This window comes from Alicycliphilus denitrificans K601 (assembly GCF_000204645.1).
Classification (GTDB): domain Bacteria; phylum Pseudomonadota; class Gammaproteobacteria; order Burkholderiales; family Burkholderiaceae_C; genus Alicycliphilus; species Alicycliphilus denitrificans.
Window position 1 is genome coordinate 4,903,019 of record NC_015422.1, and the last position, 19,940, is coordinate 4,922,958.

The 19,940-nt window shown below is 69.8% G+C and carries 19 protein-coding genes and 2 pseudogenes; 11 read left to right on the forward strand and 10 right to left on the reverse strand.

Annotated features, from left to right (window positions below):
- Window positions 1–65: 65 nt before the first annotated feature.
- Complete coding sequence (locus tag ALIDE2_RS23135) at window positions 66–371, forward strand: hypothetical protein (protein ID WP_013521077.1); 306 nt, start codon at window positions 66–68, stop codon at window positions 369–371.
- A 15-nt stretch (window positions 372–386) separates the two neighbouring features.
- On the opposite strand, the gene ALIDE2_RS23140 is transcribed toward ALIDE2_RS23135, so the two are convergent.
- The gene (locus ALIDE2_RS23140) at window positions 387–854 is read right to left on the reverse strand and encodes a hypothetical protein (RefSeq protein WP_013521078.1); all 468 of its coding nucleotides are present in this window, start codon (window positions 852–854) and stop codon (window positions 387–389) included.
- 71 nt (window positions 855–925) lie between these two features.
- On the opposite strand from ALIDE2_RS23140, the gene ALIDE2_RS23145 reads away from it, so the two are divergent.
- From ALIDE2_RS23145 to ALIDE2_RS25585, 4 genes and pseudogenes are all read left to right on the forward strand, one after another.
- On the forward strand, window positions 926–3,475 hold the full coding sequence (locus ALIDE2_RS23145; RefSeq protein ID WP_013723282.1) for a cation-translocating P-type ATPase: 2,550 nt from the start codon (window positions 926–928) through the stop codon (window positions 3,473–3,475).
- 406 nt (window positions 3,476–3,881) lie between these two features.
- Window positions 3,882–4,076, forward strand: a pseudogene (locus ALIDE2_RS25575) (transporter substrate-binding domain-containing protein); the annotation flags it as partial.
- A 64-nt stretch (window positions 4,077–4,140) separates the two neighbouring features.
- Window positions 4,141–4,281 carry a hypothetical protein gene (locus ALIDE2_RS25580; protein WP_013723283.1) on the forward strand — a complete coding sequence of 47 codons (141 nt, stop codon included), beginning with the start codon at window positions 4,141–4,143 and terminating at the stop codon, window positions 4,279–4,281.
- A 171-nt stretch (window positions 4,282–4,452) separates the two neighbouring features.
- Window positions 4,453–4,788, forward strand: a pseudogene (locus ALIDE2_RS25585) (GGDEF domain-containing protein); the annotation flags it as partial.
- A 177-nt stretch (window positions 4,789–4,965) separates the two neighbouring features.
- On the opposite strand, the gene ALIDE2_RS23155 reads toward ALIDE2_RS25585, so the two are convergent.
- The 5 genes from ALIDE2_RS23155 to ALIDE2_RS25240 are packed head-to-tail and all read right to left on the reverse strand — an operon-like array spanning window position 4,966 to window position 9,216.
- Entirely contained in the window at window positions 4,966–6,060 is a 1,095-nt protein-coding gene (locus ALIDE2_RS23155) for an NAD(P)H-dependent flavin oxidoreductase (RefSeq protein ID WP_013521080.1), read from the reverse strand.
- Window position 6,061: 1 nt separating this feature from the next.
- Window positions 6,062–7,033, reverse strand: coding sequence for a tripartite tricarboxylate transporter substrate binding protein (locus ALIDE2_RS23160; RefSeq protein ID WP_013723284.1), 972 nt, complete (start codon window positions 7,031–7,033; stop codon window positions 6,062–6,064).
- A 29-nt stretch (window positions 7,034–7,062) separates the two neighbouring features.
- Complete coding sequence (locus tag ALIDE2_RS23165; RefSeq protein WP_013521082.1) at window positions 7,063–8,217, reverse strand: acyl-CoA dehydrogenase family protein; 1,155 nt, start codon at window positions 8,215–8,217, stop codon at window positions 7,063–7,065.
- Window positions 8,218–8,235: 18 nt separating this feature from the next.
- Window positions 8,236–9,045 (reverse strand): IclR family transcriptional regulator, encoded by an 810-nt coding sequence (locus tag ALIDE2_RS23170; RefSeq protein WP_013521083.1) that lies wholly within the window; start codon window positions 9,043–9,045, stop codon window positions 8,236–8,238.
- Between the two features lie 15 nt (window positions 9,046–9,060).
- On the reverse strand, window positions 9,061–9,216 hold the full coding sequence (locus ALIDE2_RS25240; RefSeq protein ID WP_162096609.1) for a hypothetical protein: 156 nt from the start codon (window positions 9,214–9,216) through the stop codon (window positions 9,061–9,063).
- A 147-nt stretch (window positions 9,217–9,363) separates the two neighbouring features.
- Here ALIDE2_RS25240 and ALIDE2_RS23175 point away from each other — a divergent pair, with 147 nt between their 5' ends.
- From ALIDE2_RS23175 to ALIDE2_RS25125, 3 genes are read left to right on the forward strand one after another with little or no spacing between them, the layout of a single operon-like run.
- Window positions 9,364–10,575 (forward strand): CaiB/BaiF CoA transferase family protein, encoded by a 1,212-nt coding sequence (locus ALIDE2_RS23175; RefSeq protein ID WP_193353134.1) that lies wholly within the window; start codon window positions 9,364–9,366, stop codon window positions 10,573–10,575.
- A gap of 17 nt (window positions 10,576–10,592) precedes the next feature.
- Window positions 10,593–11,594 carry a YhdH/YhfP family quinone oxidoreductase gene (locus ALIDE2_RS23180; protein WP_013723286.1) on the forward strand — a complete coding sequence of 334 codons (1,002 nt, stop codon included), beginning with the start codon at window positions 10,593–10,595 and terminating at the stop codon, window positions 11,592–11,594.
- Window positions 11,591–11,806, forward strand: a complete 216-nt coding sequence (locus ALIDE2_RS25125) for a hypothetical protein (RefSeq protein ID WP_174764535.1) — start codon at window positions 11,591–11,593, stop codon at window positions 11,804–11,806. The genes ALIDE2_RS23180 and ALIDE2_RS25125 overlap by 4 nt, the downstream gene beginning before the upstream one ends.
- A 17-nt stretch (window positions 11,807–11,823) precedes the next feature.
- On the opposite strand, the gene ALIDE2_RS23185 is transcribed toward ALIDE2_RS25125, so the two are convergent.
- Genes ALIDE2_RS23185 through ALIDE2_RS23195 form a run of 3 tightly spaced genes read right to left on the reverse strand, consistent with a single transcriptional unit; the run spans window position 11,824 to window position 14,954 of the window.
- Complete coding sequence (locus ALIDE2_RS23185; RefSeq protein WP_013521086.1) at window positions 11,824–13,056, reverse strand: acyl-CoA dehydrogenase family protein; 1,233 nt, start codon at window positions 13,054–13,056, stop codon at window positions 11,824–11,826.
- A 13-nt stretch (window positions 13,057–13,069) separates the two neighbouring features.
- Window positions 13,070–14,056: a Bug family tripartite tricarboxylate transporter substrate binding protein gene (locus tag ALIDE2_RS23190; RefSeq protein ID WP_013521087.1), complete on the reverse strand. Its 987-nt coding sequence runs from the start codon at window positions 14,054–14,056 to the stop codon at window positions 13,070–13,072.
- Between the two features lie 37 nt (window positions 14,057–14,093).
- Complete coding sequence (locus ALIDE2_RS23195; protein WP_013723287.1) at window positions 14,094–14,954, reverse strand: IclR family transcriptional regulator; 861 nt, start codon at window positions 14,952–14,954, stop codon at window positions 14,094–14,096.
- 84 nt (window positions 14,955–15,038) lie between these two features.
- Between ALIDE2_RS23195 and ALIDE2_RS23200 the strand changes: the two genes are divergently transcribed.
- Entirely contained in the window at window positions 15,039–16,274 is a 1,236-nt protein-coding gene (locus tag ALIDE2_RS23200) for a CaiB/BaiF CoA transferase family protein (protein WP_013521089.1), read from the forward strand.
- Here ALIDE2_RS23200 and ALIDE2_RS23205 read toward each other — a convergent pair.
- Window positions 16,271–17,212, reverse strand: a complete 942-nt coding sequence (locus ALIDE2_RS23205; RefSeq protein ID WP_013521090.1) for a LysR family transcriptional regulator — start codon at window positions 17,210–17,212, stop codon at window positions 16,271–16,273. The genes ALIDE2_RS23200 and ALIDE2_RS23205 overlap by 4 nt on opposite strands.
- Before the next feature lie 106 nt (window positions 17,213–17,318).
- Here ALIDE2_RS23205 and ALIDE2_RS23210 point away from each other — a divergent pair, with 106 nt between their 5' ends.
- A complete protein-coding gene (locus tag ALIDE2_RS23210) occupies window positions 17,319–18,305 on the forward strand; it encodes a Bug family tripartite tricarboxylate transporter substrate binding protein (RefSeq protein WP_013521091.1) in 987 nt (328 codons plus the stop codon).
- An 11-nt stretch (window positions 18,306–18,316) separates the two neighbouring features.
- Window positions 18,317–19,936, forward strand: a complete 1,620-nt coding sequence (ggt, locus tag ALIDE2_RS23215; RefSeq protein WP_013723288.1) for a gamma-glutamyltransferase — start codon at window positions 18,317–18,319, stop codon at window positions 19,934–19,936.
- Window positions 19,937–19,940: the final 4 nt, after the last annotated feature.

Below are 19,940 nucleotides of genomic sequence, written 5' to 3' on the forward strand. Positions count from 1 at the left end.
GCCCCCGGCGCAGACTGCAGCCACAGTCGATCGCGACTGCAATCAATCCAGCGAAGGAGATCACCATGCGCACCACCGTCATTCTCGCCACGATGGCCATGCTGGGCGCCACCATCGCCAGCCCCGCGCTCGCCGCAGACCATGGCCGCGACCGCGGGCACGAGCAGGCCAGCATCCGCAGCGCCGACGGCTTCGACCATGGCATGCAGGCCGTGCCCAACAACGCCGGGCCGCAGGAACGTGCCCACGGCTGGCGCTACTTCTCGGATCCCCAGGCACGCCGTGCCGTCGTCATCAGCCCGCAGGGCGACTACTACCTCAGTCGAGGCAAGGGCCTGCGCTGGGTGGCCGGGGCGCAGACGCAGGTCTGACGCAGGCGCTCGGCTCTACGCGCCGCCGTCCTGCGGACCGCCCCACACGGCGGCCTGCAGGTCCAGGGGCAGCTCATGGGCCAGCCCCTGGTGCTCGCGCTCGTGGTGGTGCTCCAGCACGTGGCGCAGCGCATGCGCCGAATCGAGCAGTTGCAGCACCGCGCGGCGCCGGGCCATCTCGTCGCGCAGGGGATGGGCGGCAGCGGCCTGCACGCGCTGCGCGTATTCATCGGCCAGCAGGACGATGCGCTCGTGCTCCAGCAGGTACACGCGCGCGGCCCAGCGCGCGCCCTGGGGCACATGGGGCAGCAGGCGGGTGTTCTCGATCTCGATGTGCCGCGCCAAGTCCGCGCGCCAGCGCTGCAGGCGCTCCAGCGCGGCACCGAAGTCCGCGCCCACCACATCGAGCAGATGGGCCTGCAGCTGCGCATCCAGCCGTTCGTGCTGGTCCTCGAAATAAGCGGGCGGGTGGGTCGTGGCCATCAAGCAAGTCCATCGCAACAGGAAGGACGGCTCTTATACACTGCCTAAAAACCCTACCGGCGCCCTGCCCCATGCCAGACCGACCACCTGCCGCAGCCACCCCCTTGCCAGGCCTGAGCAGCCGCGAGGCGGCCGAGCTCCTGGCGCGCGACGGCCCCAACCAGCTGCCGGGCAGCACGCCGAAATCCACGGCTGCCATCGTGCGCGAGGTGCTCACCGAGCCCATGTTCCTGATGCTGCTGGCCGCGGGCGGTATCTACCTGACACTGGGCGACCGGGGCGAGGCGCTGTTCCTGCTCGGCTTCGTGTTCGTGGTCATCGGCATCACGCTGGTGCAGGAGCGGCGCACGCAGCGCGCGCTGGAATCGCTGCGCGACCTCTCGGCCCCGCGCGCGCTGGTCCTGCGGGACGGCGCGGAGCAGCACATCGCCGGGCGCGACGTGGTGTGCGGCGATGTGCTCGTGCTGCACGAGGGCGACCGCATCGCCGCCGATGCCTTGCTGCTGGACGGCCAGCTGGAGGTGGACGAATCGCTGCTCACGGGCGAGTCCGTGCCCGTGGCCAAGCTGCCCGATGACGCGAGCGGACAGCGCCTGTACGCCAGCACCGTGGTCACGCGCGGCGTGGGCCTGGCGCGGGTCTGCGCCACGGCGGGCCGCACGGCCGTGGGAAGCATCGGCGCCGACCTGGCCGCCACCGAGGCGCCGCCCTCGCCGCTGCAGCAGCGCTCGCGCCGCCTGGTGCGCGCCCTGGGGGCGCTGGCGCTGGTGCTGGCCACGGCCCAGGTGCTGCTGGGCTGGTGGTGGAACGGCCGCCCGCTGCTCGACAGCCTGCTGTCGGGCATCGCCCTGGCCATGGCCCTGCTGCCCGAGGAAATACCGGTAATCCTCACCGTGTTCCTGGCGCTGGGTGCCTGGCGCATCGCGCAGCTGAAGGTGCTCACGCGGCGCATCACCGCCGTCGAGACCCTGGGCGCCATCACCGTGCTGGCGGTGGACAAGACCGGCACGCTGACCCAGAACCGCATGGCCGTGGCCGAGCTGGCGACGCCCGCGCTGCACTGGCGTGCCGAGGGCGCCGGCGAGCTGCCCGAGGACTTCCACCGGCTGGTCGAATTCGCCATGCTGGCCACGCCGGGCGACCCGTTCGACCCCATGGAAAAGGCCATCCAGCAGTTCGGCCATGACTGGCTGCGGGGCACGGAGCATTTGCACGACGGGCGCGAGCCGGTGTTCGAGTACGCCCTATCGGGCGAGATCCTGGCCATGACGCGCGTGTACGCCACCAGCGCGCCCTACCGGCACCTGCTGGCCACCAAGGGCGCGCCCGAGGCCGTGGCCGACCTGTGCCACCTGGACGAGGCGCGCCGCACGGCCATACGCGCCCAGGTCGAGGCCCTGGCCGAGAGCGGCCTGCGCGTGCTCGCCGTGGCGCGCGGGCATTGGGCCGGCGCATCCGGCCAGGCGTTGGCCTGGCCGCCGAGCCAGCACGACTTCGACTTCGAGTTCCTGGGCCTGCTGGCGCTGGCCGACCCGCCGCGCCCCGAGGTGCCCGAGGCCCTGGCCCAGTGCCGCAGCGCCGGCGTGCGCGTGGTGATGATGACGGGCGACCACCCGGCGACGGCGCGCGCCATTGCGCGGCAGGTGGGCCTGTCCGACCGCCCCGAGGCGCTGACCGGCGACGAGCTGCAGGCCCTGGACGACACCACACTGCGCGAGCGCCTGCGCCGCGTGGATCTGTGCGCGCGCCTCAAGCCCGCGCACAAGCTGCGCCTGGTGCAGCTGCTGCGCGCCGACGGCGCCGTGGTCGCCATGACCGGCGACGGCGTGAACGACGCACCGGCGCTCAAGGCCGCCGACGTGGGCATCGCCATGGGCGAGCGCGGCACCGACGTGGCGCGCGAGGCGGCGGCGCTGGTGCTGCTCAAGGACAGCTTCGCCCACATCGTCGCCGCCATCCGCCAGGGCAGGCGCATCGACGACAACGTGCGCAAGGCCACGCGCTTCGTGTTCGCCGTGCATATGCCCATCGTCGCGCTGGCGCTGGCGCCCACGCTGCTGCACTGGCCCGCGCTGCTGCTGCCGGTGCACATCGTGCTGCTGGAGCTGCTCATCGACCCTGCCTGCTCCATCGTCTTCGAGGCCGAGCCCGAGGCCGCGGACATCATGCGGCGCCCCGCGCGCCCCGTGGACGACTCGCCCTTCGCACCCGGCGCGCTGCTGCTGCCCATGGTGCAGGGCCTGGGGATCGCCGCCGTGCTGCTCGCGGCGCAGGCCTGGCTGCAAGCCCAAGGCTGGAGCGTGGCCCAGGGGCGTGCCGTGGTGCTGGGCGCCCTGGTGCCGTGCGTGCTGCTGCTCATCCTGGCGCACCGCGACCCGGCGCAGCCGCCATGGCGGCGCGGGCCAACCCCCAACCCCTGGCTGCTGCCCATGGCGGCGGCCATGGGCCTGCTGCTGGCGGCCGTGCTGATCCTGCCGGGCCTGCGCCAGCTGATGGGCCTGGCCGGCGCGGGCCTGCCGACGCTGGCAGCGGTCGCCGCCGTGCTGGCGCTGTGCCTGGCCTGGCTGGAGCTGCTGCGCCTTGCCGCCCGCCGCCGGATACGCGCGCGGCCCTGGCGCTGAGTCGGCGTGGCCGCGCACGGACTCCAGCAACAATCGCCTGTTTTCCTGATGAGCGACATGCCTCGGATCAGGCCGCGCCCCCCGCCCCGCCCTCTCCCAGAGGGAGCAGGAAGCAGGGCCATCGCGGCCGGCCTCCCTTCCCCTTGGGGAAAGAAGGGGCGAGGGAGGGGCCTGCACGGCGCGGAGGTGGCCAGGCGTGTTTCACTGAATTCCAGGGGTGCGGGGGATGGGTTGGAGATGGCATGGGCTGGGCGCGCTGGGGGCGGCGCTGTGCAGCGCACAGGCCCTGGCCTGCGAGGGCGCGCAATACGTCCGCCTGCGCCAGCCCGTGGAGGTCAGCCCCCAGGAGAAGGCCGAATTCCGGGCGATGGCGCCGCTGCGCGTGCTGTCGTCCGACGCGCCCCCCATGGCACGCTACGACCAGCGCAGCAAGGCCTACACCGGCATCAGCGTCGACGTCTGGTGCTTCATCGCCCGGGAACTGGGGCTGCGCTACGAGACCGTCCCTGGCCTGGACCAGCCCCTGACGGAAAAGCTGCGGCAGGTGCAGCAGGGCCGTGCCGACGTCTTCATGCCGCTGAGCCAGCAGCCCGAGCGGGCGAGGCTGGGCCTGTTTACCCGGCCGTACTACGAAAGCCACTACGCCGTCATTGCCCGGGCAGCGCATGTTCACCGAAGACCGCTACCGCTACGAATACTTCGACCTGGAGGTCATCCTCTCCCTGCGCGAGCATCCGCGCGAATACCGGTTCTACTTCAGCCCCTCGCCGCGGCACCAGCGCATCGTGGCGGCGTTCGACCGCTAACTGGAGGCCCTGGACGTCTCGGCCTCCATCAGCGCCCACGAGGATGGCGAGCGCGAGTTCATCGGCCGCCACATGGCGCAGAACGGCCAGCGCGCCGTCCTGCAGACCGCCAGCGTGGCCGCCGCCACCCTGGTGCTGGTGTTCGGCCTGGCATTCATGCGCTACCGGCGCATGGCGCGCCTGCAGCACGCGGGAGCGCCGCTGAGCGTGCTACTGCTGGACGTGGAGCACTTCAAGTGCGTCAACGACCACTACGGGTACGCCACAGGGGACGACTATCTGCGCGCCATCGCCCAGGTGCTGCGGAAAACGGTGACCCGGCCCACCGACCTGGCGGCGCGCCATGGCGGCGAGGAGTTCGCCTGCCTGCTGCCCGACACCGCCGCCAGGGACGCGCGCAGCGTGGCCGAGCGCATCCGCCAGGCAACGGCCCGGCTTGCCCTGCCCAATGCCCTGACCGGGGAGAAAACCCTGACGGTGAGCATCGGCGTCGCCACCCTGGCGCAGGACCGCGCCAGCGCGCAGGAACTGCTGCAGCAGGCCGACGCGCTAACTCTACGCGGCCGAACGCGCGGGGCGCAACCGCGTCCAGGCCGTCGAGCTCTAAGAACTCGTTCGAAGCCGGAAGCTCCCAAGGCCTGGGGAGTTCCCGATACATATGCGCGTTTCCTCGCGGTCCTTGGGTCATGCCGTGACGAACGCGCCCAGGCGCCTCCAGGCCGCCTGCATCTCGGAAACCAGTTGCTCCATCTGCGCGGCTACCGTCGTTTCGCGCGTGATGCCGAAGACGCTCTGGCCCGCTGCCTCGTAGATCAACGCGGCATCGCCGTGTTCATGGATCGATGCGAACACATCCCCCGTCAGCACCTGCTGGTAGGGCATGCCCAGCGGAGCAGGCGCCTGGGGCTCGTCCCAGGCATCGATCCACGCGCTGCGCACCACCCGGCAGGGCTTGCCGCTGTGGGCGCGCGAGATCACCGTGTCATCGCTGCCGCTGTCGATCAGGCGCCGCATCAGGGCGGGAGGGGTATGGTTTTCGCGCGCCGCCATCCACAGCGTTCCGAGCCACGCCCCTTGCGCGCCCGCGCCGATGCAGCCCAGCACCTGGGCGCCCGTGGCAATGCCGCCCGCAGCCAGCACCGGCTTGCCTTGCGCGGCATCCACGATCTGCGGCAGCAGCGACAGCGTGCCGATCGGCCCCGTGTGCCCGCCCGCGTCGTAGCCCTGTGCCACGAGCACATCCACCCCCATGTCCAGGGCCTTGCGCGCATGCCGCACGGTGCCCACGAGCGACATGGTCAGCTTGCCGCGGCTGCGCGCCTGCGCAATGAGGCTGGCGCGCAGGCCGATGGCCGTGACCACCGCACGGGCGTTGGATTGCAGCACCGCATCGATCTGCGCCTGGAACAGCGCCTCGGAACGTGCATGGGTGATGAAGAAGCTCGGCGCACCGGGCGGCTTGACGGCGAAGCGCGCGCGCAGGCCCTCCACGAAGGCCACGTGCTCCGGCGGCAGCGCCGCCTTCAGGCCGCGCGGATCGGCCTGCTGCGGCACCTTGGCAGGGAGCATGAGGTCGATACCATAGGGCCGCCCGTCCAGGCGGCGCTCCACCGCCTCGACGATGGCCGGGATCTGCCCGGGCGCGTCGCGTCCGAGCCCCAGCACGGGAAAGCCCCCTGCCTCGGCGATGGCCACCACCACGTCGGGCTCGTGCGAGAAACCGAAGATGGGGTGACGGATGCCCAGGGTGTCGCAGATCGGGGTGCGCAACGCGGCCATGTCAGTTCGCCTCGATGCCGGCCTGCTTGATGACCCGGCTCCACTTCTCGTATTCCCTGGCCACGAAGGCGTCGAACTGCGCGGGCGTCTGCAATGCCAGCTCCATGCCCAGGGAGGCGAACTTGGCCTGCACGTCCGGCTGCGCCACCACCCGCTCCACGTCCGCCGCCAGCTTCTGCAGCACCGGCGCCGGCGTGTTGGCGGGAGCCACCAGGCCGAACCACGTGCCGACTTCGTAGTTGGGCAGGTTTGCCGACTCGGCCACCGTCGGCAGATCCGGCAGCGCGCTCGCGCGCTTGGCCGTGGTGACCGCGAGCGCGCGCAGCTTGCCGCTCTTGGCATGCGGCATCGCCAGCGCCGCGGTCAGAGGCATCATGGCCACGCGGCCGCCCAGCAGGTCGTTGAGCGCGTCCGTCTGTCCCTTGTAGGGCACGTGGGTCAGCTTGATGTGGGCCTCCTGCGCCAGCAGTTCGCCCGACAGGTGGTTGGAAGTGCCCAGGCCCGCCGTCGCATAGGTCAGCGGCGGGTCGCTCTTCCTCGCCAGCTCCACCAGCTGCGCCATGGTGCTGGCCTGCACGCTGGGATGCACCACGATCACGTTGGGCACGATGCCGAAGCCGGCGATCGCCTTGAAGTCGCGCACGGGGTTCCATGTCACCTTTTGCAGGCTGGGCCCCACGGCGTGGCTCGGGCTCACGAGCAGCAGCGTGTAGCCGTCGGCCGGCGCCTTGGCCACGAAATCGGTGCCGATGGCGCCCCCTGCGCCGGTCTTGTTCTCCACGATGAACGGCTGCCCGTTCATCGTGGAGAGCTTGTCCCCGACCAGGCGCGCCACCGAGTCCACGATGCCGCCCGCGGAGAACGGCACGATGATCCTGACCGGCTTGGCCGGATAGGCGGCTTGCGCATGGGCTGCAGCCAACGGGGTCGCAGACAGGACTGCCGCCCAGGCCAGGCGGATGAACTTCTTCATGGTTGTCTCCTTGTAGTGGTGATGAAGGGTCAGGCGGCCGCGGCGGCCATGGTGCGTTTGGCGATGTTGGTCAGGTGGATCTGACTGGTGCCCTCGTACAGGCGGAACAGGCGCACGTCGCGGTAGAACCGCTCCGCCACGTTGTCTGCGATGTAGCCGCTGCCACCGAACAGCTGCACCGCGCGGTCCGCGACGCGGCCGCACATCTCGGAGGCAAACAGCTTGCACATGGAGGCTTCCATGGTCACGTCGGCGCCGGCGTCGCGCTTGCGCGCGGTCTCCAGCACCAAGGCGCGCGCGGCGTGGACCTCGGTGTTGCTCTCGGCGATCATCTGCTGCACCAGCTGGAACTCGCCCACGGGCTGGCCGAACTGCCGGCGCGTCTGCGCGCGGCGCACCATTTCGTCCACCAGCCGTATCGCGGGGCCCACGCACAGGCCGGCAAGGTTGATGCGCTGCTTGTTGAGTGCCTTCATCGCCGTCTTGAAGCCCTGCCCCTCCACGCCGCCCACGATGGCGCTTTCATGCACGCGCACCTGGTCCAGCACCACCTCGCCCACGGGCGATCCGTGCTGGCCCATCTTGCGATAGGCCGGCGGCGTGCTCAGGCCGGGCGCACCCCGCTCCACCAGGAAGGCCGTGACGCCGCGCGCGCCCTTGGACTGAGGATCGGTGCGCGCGAACACCGTGAACAGGTTGGCAATGGGCGCGTTGGTGATGAAGCACTTGCTCCCCGTGATCACGTAATGGTCGCCGTCGCGCACCGCCGTGGTCCGCAGCGCCGTGGCGTCCGAGCCTGCGTCGGGCTCTGTCAAGGCGAAGCAGCCGGTCACCTCGCCGCTGGCGAGCAGGGGCAGATAGCGGCGCTTCTGCTCGGGCGTGCCGTCCACCACCAGCGATTCGGACGCGATGCCCGTGTTGCCCCCGAAGCGCGCCCGGAAGGTGGTGGCGACCTGCGACACCTCGATGTTCACCAGCGCCAGTTCCTCCGTGGTGAGGCCCGCGCCGCCGTACTCCTCGGGGATGCTGTGGCCGAACAGGCCCAACTCGCGCATGCGCTGCACCACGGGTTCGGGAATCTCGTCCGCCGCGTCCACCTGCGCCTCGATGGGCAGGCATTCGGTGCGGAGGAATGTGCGGATCTCCTGGAGCATCGTTCCCAGTTGCTTGGCATCTCTGATCATGGTTTTCCTCGTAAGTGACTAGCGCAGCCCTTGGGCGATTTCGAGTTGGTGCACGGCTTCCTTGAGCAGCGGGGCCACTTCCCGGCCGAGCCGCTCGCGCGGCGCGCGATGCGCGCTGATCGTGCAGTTGAGCGCCAGCGGGGAGTCGCCCAGCGTGGTGCGCACCGGCACCGCGATGGCGTGGATTTCCTTGCGCCAGTCGCCCTTGGAATGGCAGTAGCCATGCGCGGCAAACCGCTTCCTGTCGGCCTCCCAGAGCGGCCGGTATTGTTCGAACTCCGCGCGGTTCTTCACCTTCAGGAAGTTCAGGATGGCCGTCTGCTGCGCGGCGGTACAGCCCAGGATGAGCGCGCGCCCCATGGCACAGGGCAGCAGCGGGCGCGTGGTGCCGATGTCGGGCAGGTGCTGGTTGGTGGAGTCCGCGCGCACGGAGTCGATGTAGACGAGCTGGTCGCGGTCACGCACGCCCAGATTGACGGTGCACCCTGTCGTGCGCGCCAGCGATTCCATGAGCGGCTTGGCCAGCTGGCGCACCTGCATGCTCGCGAGCAGAGGGTGTGCCAGCGACAGCACGCCCGGCCCCAGGCGGTACTTCTGCCCGTGGGCATCGCGGCTCAGGTAGCCCAGCAGGGTGAGCGTGTACGTCAATCGGGAGACCGTCGGCTTGGGCAGGCCGGTACGGTCCGCGATCTCGCGGTTGCCCAGCAAGGGCGTGGCGGCCGTGAAGGCGCGCAGCACCTCCAGGCCGCGCGCCAAGTTCATGGAGAACTGGCGGTCGGCGGACAGATCGTGCGGGTTGACGAGCCCGGGGAGCGGAATGGGGTTCAAGGTGCGAGCCTTTGGTCAGAGCGTGTGAATGAATTCGGCGTGGCCGAGCAGCGCATCGAAACGCGGCCCATCAATGCGCAAAGCGCAGCCATAGCTCGGGCTATGGCGAGCATTTGCAACGCAGAGGGGGCGTGTTTTGGCGTGATGAGCGGGCATGGTGGATTCGTTCACACGTTCTCAGGAGGCGCCATGATTCGGCGCGGCCCCGCGAGCGTCAACAGGATCGCGCCCATGGTTCGCTGTGCAAAACATAGTCTTGCCGGGCTCCGGGCGGGCTGGCACAAACACAGTCCCCTGAACGCCTCTTCACGTGTTTGCATGACCTCTTCTTCCTCGACCACGGGCGCCCTGGCCGGCGTGCGCATCCTCGACATGGCCACCGTGCTGGCGGCCCCCAGCGGCGCCACGCTGTGCGCCGACCACGGCGCGGACGTCGTGAAACTGGAGCTGCCCGACGGCAGCGACGCGCTGCGCCACATGCAGCCCATCCGGGACGGCTCTCCGCTGTGGTGGAAGGTGGCCAACCGCGGAAAGCGCGGCATCACGCTGGACGTGCGCAAGCCGCGCGGGCGCGCGTTGCTGCTCTCCATGCTCCCCCGCTTCGACGTGCTGGTGGAAAACTTCCGCAGCGGCAGCATGGACCGCTGGGGGCTGGACATCGCCACCCTGCACCAGGCCAACCCGCGCCTGATCGTCGTGCGCCTCACGGGCTTCGGGCAGACCGGCCCGTACCGCGCCCGCGCCGGTTTCGCGCGCGTGTTCGAGGCCATGAGCGGCTTCACCAATCTCACGGGCGAGGCCGGCCGCGCCCCCCTGCACAGCAATTTTCCGGTGGGCGATGCGGTCGCCGGCGTGTTCTGTGCCTTCTCCATCGCCGCCGAGATCGCACGCCTGCGCGCAGACTCTGAAGCCCTCGGATGCGAAGTGGACCTGTCCGCGACGGAGGCGCTGTTCCGCCTGCTGGACCCGCTGGCCGTGGAGCATGAGCAACTGGGGCAGGTACGGCACGCCGTGGGCAACCGCACCACCTACACGGCGCCGTCCAACATGTATCAGAGCCAGGACGGCACCTACTTCTCGATGGTCGCTTCCTCGCAGGCGATCTTCGTGCGCCTGTGCCAGGCGCTGGGCCGGCCCGAGTGGCTCGCGGATCCGCGCTTTTGCACCGCGACGCTGCGCATCGTCCACCTGGACGCGCTCGACAACGGTATCGCCGAGTGGTTCCGCCAGCGGCCGTTCGCGGACATCGCGGCGCTGCTGGAGCAGTACGAAATTCCCTTCAGCAAGGTCTACGACATCCGCGACATCGCGGCCGACCCGCACTTCCAGGCGCGCGGCGCCATCATCCGCCTGCCCGATCCGGAGTACGGCAGCCTGCCTGCCCCCTGCATCGTGCCGCGCGTTCCCGGGCGCGACATGCCCACGCCGCGCACCGGCCCGGCAGTCGGTGAGCACAACGCGCAGGTGTATGCGCAGTTCGGGCTCTCCGATGCCGACCTGGCCGATCTGCGCGCCGAAGGCGTGATCTGACCGCGAGGAGTCCACCCATGAACGCCCCCTTCCACGCCCTCGTCGTGCGCCAGCAGGACGGACAGGCGCACGCGGCCCTGGAGACCCTCACGGCTGGCCAGCTGTCTCCCGGCGAGGTCACGCTGCGCACCCGCTATGCGGGCATGAACTACAAGGATTGCCTGTCCCTGCTGGGCAAGGCCCGCATCATCTCCAGCTATCCGCGAATACCGGGCATCGAGGCGGTAGGCGAGGTCATCGCCTCCGAAGACGCGGCCTTCAGCCCCGGTGATGCCGTGCTGGTGCACGGTTTCCAGACCGGGATCGACTTCGACGGCGGACTCTCCGAAGTCATGCGCGTGCCCGCGCGCCACCTCCAGCGCGTGCCCGAAGGGCTGACGCCGCGGCAGGCCGCCATCATCGGCGTGCCCGGCTTCACGGCCGCGATGGCGCTGGAGCGCTTCGAAGCCTGGGGCCTCCAGCCCGGGGACGGCCCGATCGCAGTCACCGGCGCGGGCGGCGCCGTGGGGCGCCTGGCCATCCACATCCTGTCGCGCGCCGGCTACCGCGTGGCCGCTCTCACGCGCGACCTGGCGCAAACGGACGCGCTGCGCGCGCTGGGAGCATCCGATGTGCTCGATGCTTGCCTCGCGCTCGCGCCCCCGCGCCCGCTGGAAAAGGCGCGGTTCGCCGCCGCCATCGACAACGTGGGCGGCAGCACGCTCGCCTGGCTGCTGCGCTCCATGCAGGACGGCGGGCTGGTGGCCTCGGTGGGCAACGCGGCCGGCAATACGTTCGACGGCAGCGTGCTGCCCTTCATCATGCGCAGGGTGCACCTGTTCGGCATAGTCGCCAACGCCACGTGGGAAGAGCGGCTGCGCCTGTGGCACAAGCTCGCGCAGGACTGGGCGCCCGACTTCGCCGCGCTCGCACCCGATGTGCATGAGATCAGGCTGGGCGATGTCCTGGCGCATGCGCAGCGCCAGCTGGCCGGCGCCACCAGCGGCCGGACGCTCGTGGCGTTCGGAGAGGCGGCATGAGCGCACCCCTGGCCAGCGTGCGCGTGCTGGAGCGCGGCAAGACCGAACGCACTGGTGCCAGGTGTTCGAGGGCACCGAAGCCTGCGTGTCTCCCATGCCGTCGCTCGGCGCGCTGGCGGCCCACCCTCCATCTGCGCGCGCTGGGCAGCCTGGTCGAGCGAGAGGGCATCCTGCATCCCGCGCCCCGATTCATGCAGGCCCGCTCTGCCTGAAACGCACGCGTGCCACTTCAGTAGTTTTCCAGCGACTCGAACTTCAGACAGGGATGCCGTTCCAGCGTACGCACGCGGCGGATGGCGTCACGGCCGATGACGGTCTTGTGCACTTCGCTGGAGCCCTCGCCGATCTGGTTGAGCTTGGCGTCGCGAAAGAATCGCTCCAGCGGAAAGTCTTGCAGGTAGCCGCGCCCTCCCGTGAGCTGCAGCGCGTCCGTCACGACCTTCATGCCCAGGTCGGTAGCCTGCAGCTTTGCCATGGAGGCGAAGATGCCCGCGTCAGGGTCGCCGCTGTCGTATTTCTCGGCTGCCAGATGCACCAGCGCGCGGGCGGCTTCGAGCTGGGTGACCATGTCGGCCACCATCCACTGCGCGCCCTGGTGCTCGCCCAGCGATTTGCCGAAGAGCTTGCGATCGACCATGTAGGCCGCCGCGATTTCCACGGCTCCGATGGCGCGCCCCAGCGCCATCGAAGCATGGCCCATGCGCGCGCGGATCAGCGCGTCCTGCGCAAGGTCGAAGCCGTCGCCCTCCGCGCCCAGGCGGTCGGAAACCTGGGCCCGCACGTCCTTGAATTGCAGCGACGAGATCGGCACGCCCGCCCAGCCCAGCTTGCCCACTTCGGGGCTGATGGCAAAGCCCGCCGCATCGCGCGGCACCAGCACGGCGATGAAGCAGGACGGGTCGTGCGCCGCGCGCCCCACGACCATGAACCAGTCGGCGGTGGTGCCGCGCGTGATGAATTTCTTGCGGCCGTTGATGACGTAATCGTCTCCCTCACGACGGATCGTGGTGGACAGGCCCCGCACGTCCGATCCCGCGCCAGGCTCGGTCAGCGCAAAGGCGGCCTGGATGTCGCCCCGGCACAGGGCGGGCAGGAGCCGCGCCTTGTTGTCATCCGACGCGCCCGCGACGATGGCGCGGCAGGACAGGTCCGCTCCGGTGACGAGCGAGGCCGACGCACTGCAGACCCGGCCCAGCTCTTCGATGATGCGGATGCGCAGCACCTGCCGCGCATCGGTGCCGCCGTATTCGCGCGGAAAGGCGGTGCCGATCACACCCTCCCTGGCGAGCAGGCGGAAGTTGTCCCAGGCGAAGACGTCCCTCTGCGCGACCTCGGCGGCGCGGGGGCCGAGTGCATCCCTAGCCAGGCGGCGCACGTTGGCCACCATGGCCTGTTCGTCCACATTCAGCCTGGACAGGAAGTGATCGCCGAAGAGACGGCCGGCGCAGGCATTTGCTGTCATCTCATGTCTCCCTTCAGTTGGGCGTGATGCCGGCCTGCTGGACAACGCGCGTCCAGGTTTCCACTTCGCTGGCAACGAAACGGTCGAAATCCGTCCCCTTCATCGGTTGGCCCTCGATGGCCAGATCGCGGAACTTGGCCTTCACGTCGGGTAGCGCCAGCACCGCGGCGACGTCCTGCGACAACTGGTTCAGCACCGGCTGCGGCGTCTTGCCCGGGGCCAGCAGCCCCAGCCAGGTGGCGACCTCGTAGCCGGGGAGCTTCGCCGCTTCGGCCACGGTGGGCACGTCCGGCAGCGCCTGCGCGCGCTGCAGGGTCGTGACGGCCAGCGGACGCAGCTTGCCCGACTGGATCTGCGGCAGCGCCAGCGAGGTGGACATGGGCATCATGTCCACGCGGCCCGCCAACAGGTCGGTGAAGGCCTCGGGCTGCCCCTTGTAGGGCACGTGGGTCAGCGGCACGCGCGCGGTTTGCACCAGCAGCTCGCCCGCCAGGAAGGACGAGGTGCCGATGCCCGAGCTGGCATACGTCTGCGGCGACTTGCCGCCCTTGGTGAGCGCCAGGAATTCCGGCAGTGTCTTGGCGGGCACTTGCGGTGGCACCACGATCACGTTGGGAATGGCGCCGAAGCAGGCGATGCCCTTGAAGTCGCGCACGGGATCCCAACCGATCGACTTCTGGAACAGCCGCGCGACGGCGAAGGAGGGCGACGCCATCAGCAGCGTGTAGCCATCGGCTGCCGATTTGGCGACGTATTCCGTACCGATGTTGCCTCCCGCGCCGGGCCGGTTCTCCACGATCACAGGCTGGCCGTATTTGCCCGACAGCTTGTCGCCCACGACCCGTGCCAGCGCGTCCACCACGCCGCCCGCGGGGTAGGGAACGATGATCCGGATGGGCCGGCTGGGAAAGGCGTCGCTGGCATGGGCCGTGCCGAGGCCGAATGCAGCCAGGGCGGCGCACAAGGCCATCGTGAAGCGCCTGCGGCGGTGCTGTGTCATGGGTTGTCTCCTGTCGTTGATGGGTGGCGAATGGAATTCAGAGCAGCCCTTGCGCTGCCTCCAGATGGCGTACGGCATCCTTGAGCAGGGGCACCACCTTCTTGGGCAGGTACTCCGCCGCGTTGCGGTGCGCGTACAGCGTGCAATTCATGGCCAGCGCGGGCTCGCCGCTGCGCTGCGCGATCGGCACGGCGATGGCGTGGACCTCCTTGCGCCAATAGCCCGGGCCGTGACAGTAGCCGTGCTTTTCCCAGCGCTTGCGGTCTTCTTCCAGCGCACTCGCATACTTGGCGAAAGTCTCGCCGTCCTGCACGCGCAGGAAGTTCAGCAGCGCCATGCGCTCCTGCCTCGGTGTCGCAAAGATCAGCGCGCGCCCGATGGCGCTCGCCACCATCGGATAGGTGGCACCGATGTCCGGCATGTGCGCGTTGTCGTCGTGGGGCCGGATCGAATCGATATAGACGACGTTGGAACGGTCGCGCATGCCCAGGTTCACGGTGCAGCCCGACCGCTGCGCCAGCTCCACCATCAAGGGCCGGGCCAGTTGGCGCACCGGCATGCTCGCCAGCAGCGGATGGCCCAGCGACAGCACGCCCGCAGTCAACCGGAACTTCTGCGACACGGCCTCCCGCTCCAGCAAGCCCAGCAGACTCAGCGTGTAGGTCAGCCGGGACACGGTAGCCTTGGGCAGGCCGGTGATGTCGGACAGCTCGCGGTTGCCCAGCAGCGCGCTTTGCGCCGAGAACGCCCGCAGCACCTGCACGCCGCGCGCCAGGTTCATCGCGAACTGGCGGTCGGTGCTGAGGTCGTGCGGATCGACGGATCCAGGCAAATGGATGGAGGCCACGGCGTGTTGGAATAAACGGGGTTGGCCGACATGTTCATGGCCGCCGCACATCGGCGTCAATGAATCCGGCAAGGCCGTTTTGCACAGCGGAACACCGCTTTCGCACGCCGCCCGGACGCATCAGACTGCGGCGGCATGCAACACACCGCCGAGCCGCACATGACCTCACCCTCCTCATCCAATGGCGCCTTGCACGGGGTGCGCATCCTCGACATGGCGACGGTGCTGGCGGCCCCCGTCGGCGCCACCCTGTGCGCGGACCATGGCGCCGAGGTGGTCAAGCTCGAACTGCCGGACGGCAGCGACGCGCTGCGCGCCCTGCAACCCGTGAAGGATGGCGTGCCGCTGTGGTGGAAGGTCGCCAACCGGGGCAAGCGCGGTATCACGCTGGACGTGCGCCAGCCCGAAGGGCGCGACGTGTTCCTCCGGCTCATCGCGCGGTTCGACGTGCTGGTCGAGAATTTCCGCACTGGCACGCTGGATCGCTGGGGCCTGGACCTGGCGGCCCTGCGGCGCGCTAACCCGCGGCTGATCGTGGTCCGCCTGACCGGCTTCGGCCAGACCGGGCCCTATGCCACGCGCCCCGGCTTCGCCCGCATCTTCGAGGCCATGAGCGGCTTCACCAACCTGACGGGTGAAAAAGACGGCACGCCGCTGCACAGCAACTACCCCGTGGGCGACTACGTGGCCGGGCTGTTCTGCGCCTTTTCCATCGCGATGGAAGTCGCACGCCTGCGCGCAGACCCAGACATGTCGGGTACCGAGGTCGACTTGTCGGCGACGGAAGCGCTGCTGCGCCTGCTCGACCCGCTGGCCGTCGAGTACGAGCAGATGGGCACCATCCGCGGGCCCGCGGGGAACCAGGCCAGCTACACCGCACCCTCGAACATGTACCGCAGCCGCGACGGCATCCACTTCTCGCTGGTGGCCTCCTCCAACCCCATTTTCAAGCGGCTGTGCGAGATCGTCGGACAACCCGCAATGGCCGCCGACCCGCGCTTCAGCACCAATCCGCAGCGGGTGAAACACGTGGATGAACTGGAGGAGGTGCTGGTCGCCTGGTTCCAGGCGCACGACTTCGAGGAGCTGGCGCGCCATTTGGAGCGGGGCGGCATCCCCTTCAGCAAGGTCTACACGGTGCAGGACATCCTGCGAGACCCGCACCTGAAGGCCCGCAACGCCATCGTGCACCTGGAGGATGCCGAGTGCGGCCCCCTGCCCGCGCCCTGCGTCGTCCCGCGCGTGACCGGGTACCCGCTACCCGTGCCGCCGATCGGGCCAGCGCCGGGCGAGCACAACGAAGCGGTATTCACGCAAGCTGGATTGACGGCCAACGATATCCAGCGCCTGCGGGCACGAAAAATCATCTAGCCAATTGCAATTGCGCCGCGCGCATGCGCCACGAGGCAGCCGATGAAGTCGCGCAGCGTGGCCGCGACATGCTCGCGGTTCCACATCACGGTGATCGGGCCGAAGCGGATGCTCGACTCGATTCTGATCTTGCGAAACATGCCGATGGAGGCCTGGTAGTCGGCCATCGACTCCGAGCACACGCCCACGTAGTCGCCTTTGTGCAGCAGGGCCTGCATCATCGCCAGCGACGCCGTCTCGGCCCGGGGCACGAGCCAGGACGCCCCCTGCTCGATCAGGAAGGCGTCCATCTGCATGCGCGTGAGCGTGCCGCCGGGTGGCATTACCCATTGTTCATGGAGCACGTCGCGGAAGCTGAGCGCGTCGCTGTGCGCCCAGTGCTTGCTGCCCTGGCCGACGACGATGGCCACGCGGTCCTCGAACAGCACCTCGTGCTCCAGCCCCGGCTGGTGGGCGCGCGCGTCCAGCACGCCGATGACGGCGTCAAGCGCGCGCGTTTCCAGCCCCTTGAGCAGGTTGTCGAACGGCCCGTCGTGGATGGAGACGGCCACGTCCGCGTGCGTGCGCTGGAAGGCGCTCACCGCCTCGGGCAGCCCGCCCGCGATGCCGGCCCAGACGCTGCCCACATTCAGGCGCGGCACGCGCCCCTGGGCCACGGCCTGCATTTCGCGGCCGGTGCGCGAGATGTCGCCCAGCACGTTGACCGCCAGCCGCTTGAGCAAGTGCCCCGCGGGCGTGAGCTGCACCTTGCGTCCGCGCACCACCAGCGGCGTGCCGGCCACGCTCTCCAGCTCGGCCAGCCAGTGCGACATGGCCGACTGCGTCATGTGCAGGCGCTCGGCCGCGCGCGTGAGCGTGCCCGCCTCGTCCAGCACCAGGAACGACTCCAGGTGCCGCACCTTGAGCCGGCGCGCCCAGGAGGCGCCGTCGCCAATCATGAACAAATCCTCATGCAGCCATTGTGCCTTTTCACTAGGCATACGGAGGGTGCTTCACCACAATGCGCCGATCGTTTTTTCCGCCATGCCACCGAAGGGATCGCCCATGCCAGCCACGTTCAAGAACCTCTCCAAGCTCCTCGCGGGCGCCGCGCTGGCGGCCGCCGCCACGACCGCCGCGTGGGCGCAGGGCAGCTACCCCGGCCGCCCGATCCGCTTGGTGGTCTCGCAGGCGCCCGGCGGCAGCAGCGACACCATCGCGCGCCTGTGGGCCGAGCATGCGGGCAAGGCCATCGGCGGCACCATCGTGGTGGAGAACAAGCCGGGCGGCGGCGGCATCATCGCCGCGCAGAGCGTGCTGAACCAGCCGGCCGATGGCTACACGCTGCTGTACGGCAGCGTGTCGCTGATGGTGCTCAACCAGTTCACCTACAAGCCTCTGCCCTACTCGCCCGAGAAGGATTTCACGGGCGTGGCCATGCTCACCACGGTGCCCTTCGTGCTCTCGACCAACCCGGCCACGGGCATCAAGACGCTCAAGGAGCTGACCGAGCGCGCCAAGGCCGCGCCGGGCAAGCTGAACTTCGCGTCTGCAGGCCTGGGCAATTCCACGCACCTGGCGGTGGAGCTGCTGTCCAAGGCGCTGGGCATCTCGATGACGCACATCCCCTACAAGGGCGAGGCCGACGGCATCATGGCCACCATCGGCGGACAGGTGGAGGTGATGGCGCCCGTCTACGGCACGGCGCTGCCGCACATCAAGAACGGCAAGCTCAACGCGCTGGCCGTGCTCGCGCCCCAGCGCACGCCCGAGCTGCCCGACGTGCCCACGGCGAGCGAGCTGGGCGTGAAGGGCTTCGACAACATGGGCTGGAGCGGCATCGTGGCGCGCGCGGGCACGCCGGCGGCCATCATCGAGAAACTCAACAAGGCCACCGAGGCCTTCCACAAGAGCCCCGAGGTGCAGGCCAAGCTGCAGAGCATGGGCGTGCTGCCCGTCTCGGGTCCGGCGTCGCTGGTCATGGAGACCACGGTGCGCGACGCCAAGGCCTGGGGCCCGGCGCTGGACGCGCTGAACCTGAGCGCCAAGTGAGGCACGGCGCCATGAAGAAGCAAGCCATGGTGGTCTGCCCGCAGCCCGAGGCGGCCGAGTCGGGCATAGACATCCTGCGCGCGGGCGGCAACGCGGTGGACGCCGCCGTGGCCACCGCGCTCGCGCAGACGGTGGTGGACCCGCTGATGTGCGGCATCGCGGGCTTCGGCACCGCGGCCGTGTACCTGCCCGGCGCGGGCGTGCACGAATACTTCGACTTCCACTCACCCGCGCCGCTGGCCGCGCGCGAGGACATGTGGGAAGACCTGCTCGAAGGCGAGACGCAAGACGGCTTCGGCTTCATCCTCAAGGGCCGCGTGAACGACATCGGCCCGCAGTCCATCGCCACGCCCGCCACGCTCAAGGGGCTGGAGGCCATGCACCAGGCCCACGGCCGCCTGCCGTGGAGGCAGGTGGTGGAGCCCGCGATCCGCTGGGCGCAGGACGGCTTCTTCGTGCGCCCCGGCATGCACGCGTTCTGGATCGACGAGCCCACCTCGGGCCGCGTGGGCAACCTGGAGCGCCTGCAGTACAGCGAAGAGGGCCGCGCGCTCTACTGCCGGCCCGACGGCCGCCCCAAGCCCATCGGCGCGCCGCTGCGCAACGAGGGCATGGCGCGCGTGCTGCGCCGGATTGCCGACGAGGGTTCGCACCCCTTCTACCAGGGCGACCTGGCGCGCGAGATGGTGGCGCACCTGCAGTCGCTCGGCGCGCTGATCACGCTCGAAGACCTGGCGCGCTACGAGGTGCAAAGGAACGCCCCCCTCGTGGGCAGCTACCGCGACCGCACGGTGACCACCAACCAGCCCCCGGGCGGCGGCGCGATGCTGCTGGAGATGCTCAACATCCTCGAGAACTTCGACCTGGGCGCGATGGAGCACAACAGCCCCGAGTACCTGCGCACCGTGTGCGAGGCGATGAAGAAGGCCACGTCGGACAAGGACCGCCACATCGGCGATCCGCGGTTCTTCGACGTGCCGCTCGACCAGTTGCTCTCCAAGGACATGGCCCGCGAGGCCGCCGCGCAGATCCGCGCGGGCCGGCGCTTCAGCGTGGAGCGCGTGAACCCCGGCGCGCCGGTGCCGCGCGACACCACGCACCTCTGCGTGGTCGATGGCGACGGCAACTGCGTCTCTATGACCCATTCGCTCGCCATGCCCTCGGGCGTGATCACGCCGGGCATGGGCTTTATCTACAACGGCTGCATGGGCGTGTTCGACCCGCGCCCGGGCCGCGCGGGCAGCATCCGGCCGGGCAAGAGCCGCTTCACCTCGTCGTGCCCCACCCTCACGTTCAAGGACGGCAGGCTCGACGTGGTGCTCGGCGCGCCCGGCGGCACGCAGATCGCCATGGGCGTGCTGCAGGTGCTGCTCAACGTGATCGACCACGGCATGCAGATGCAGGCTGCCGTGAGCGCGCCGCGCTTCTCGTCCACCAGCAACGCCATCGACGTGTGCAACCGCATCCCGCGCCACACCGCGCGCGCGCTGGAGGCCCAGGGCTACCAGGTCAACCGCAACCCCTACAACTACACCATCGCCTGGGTGCACGGCGTGCAGGCGCTGCCCGATGGGCTGCACGGCGGCGCCGACCCGGGGCGCGACGGGGTGGCCCACGGGCTCATGCTCTGACCTG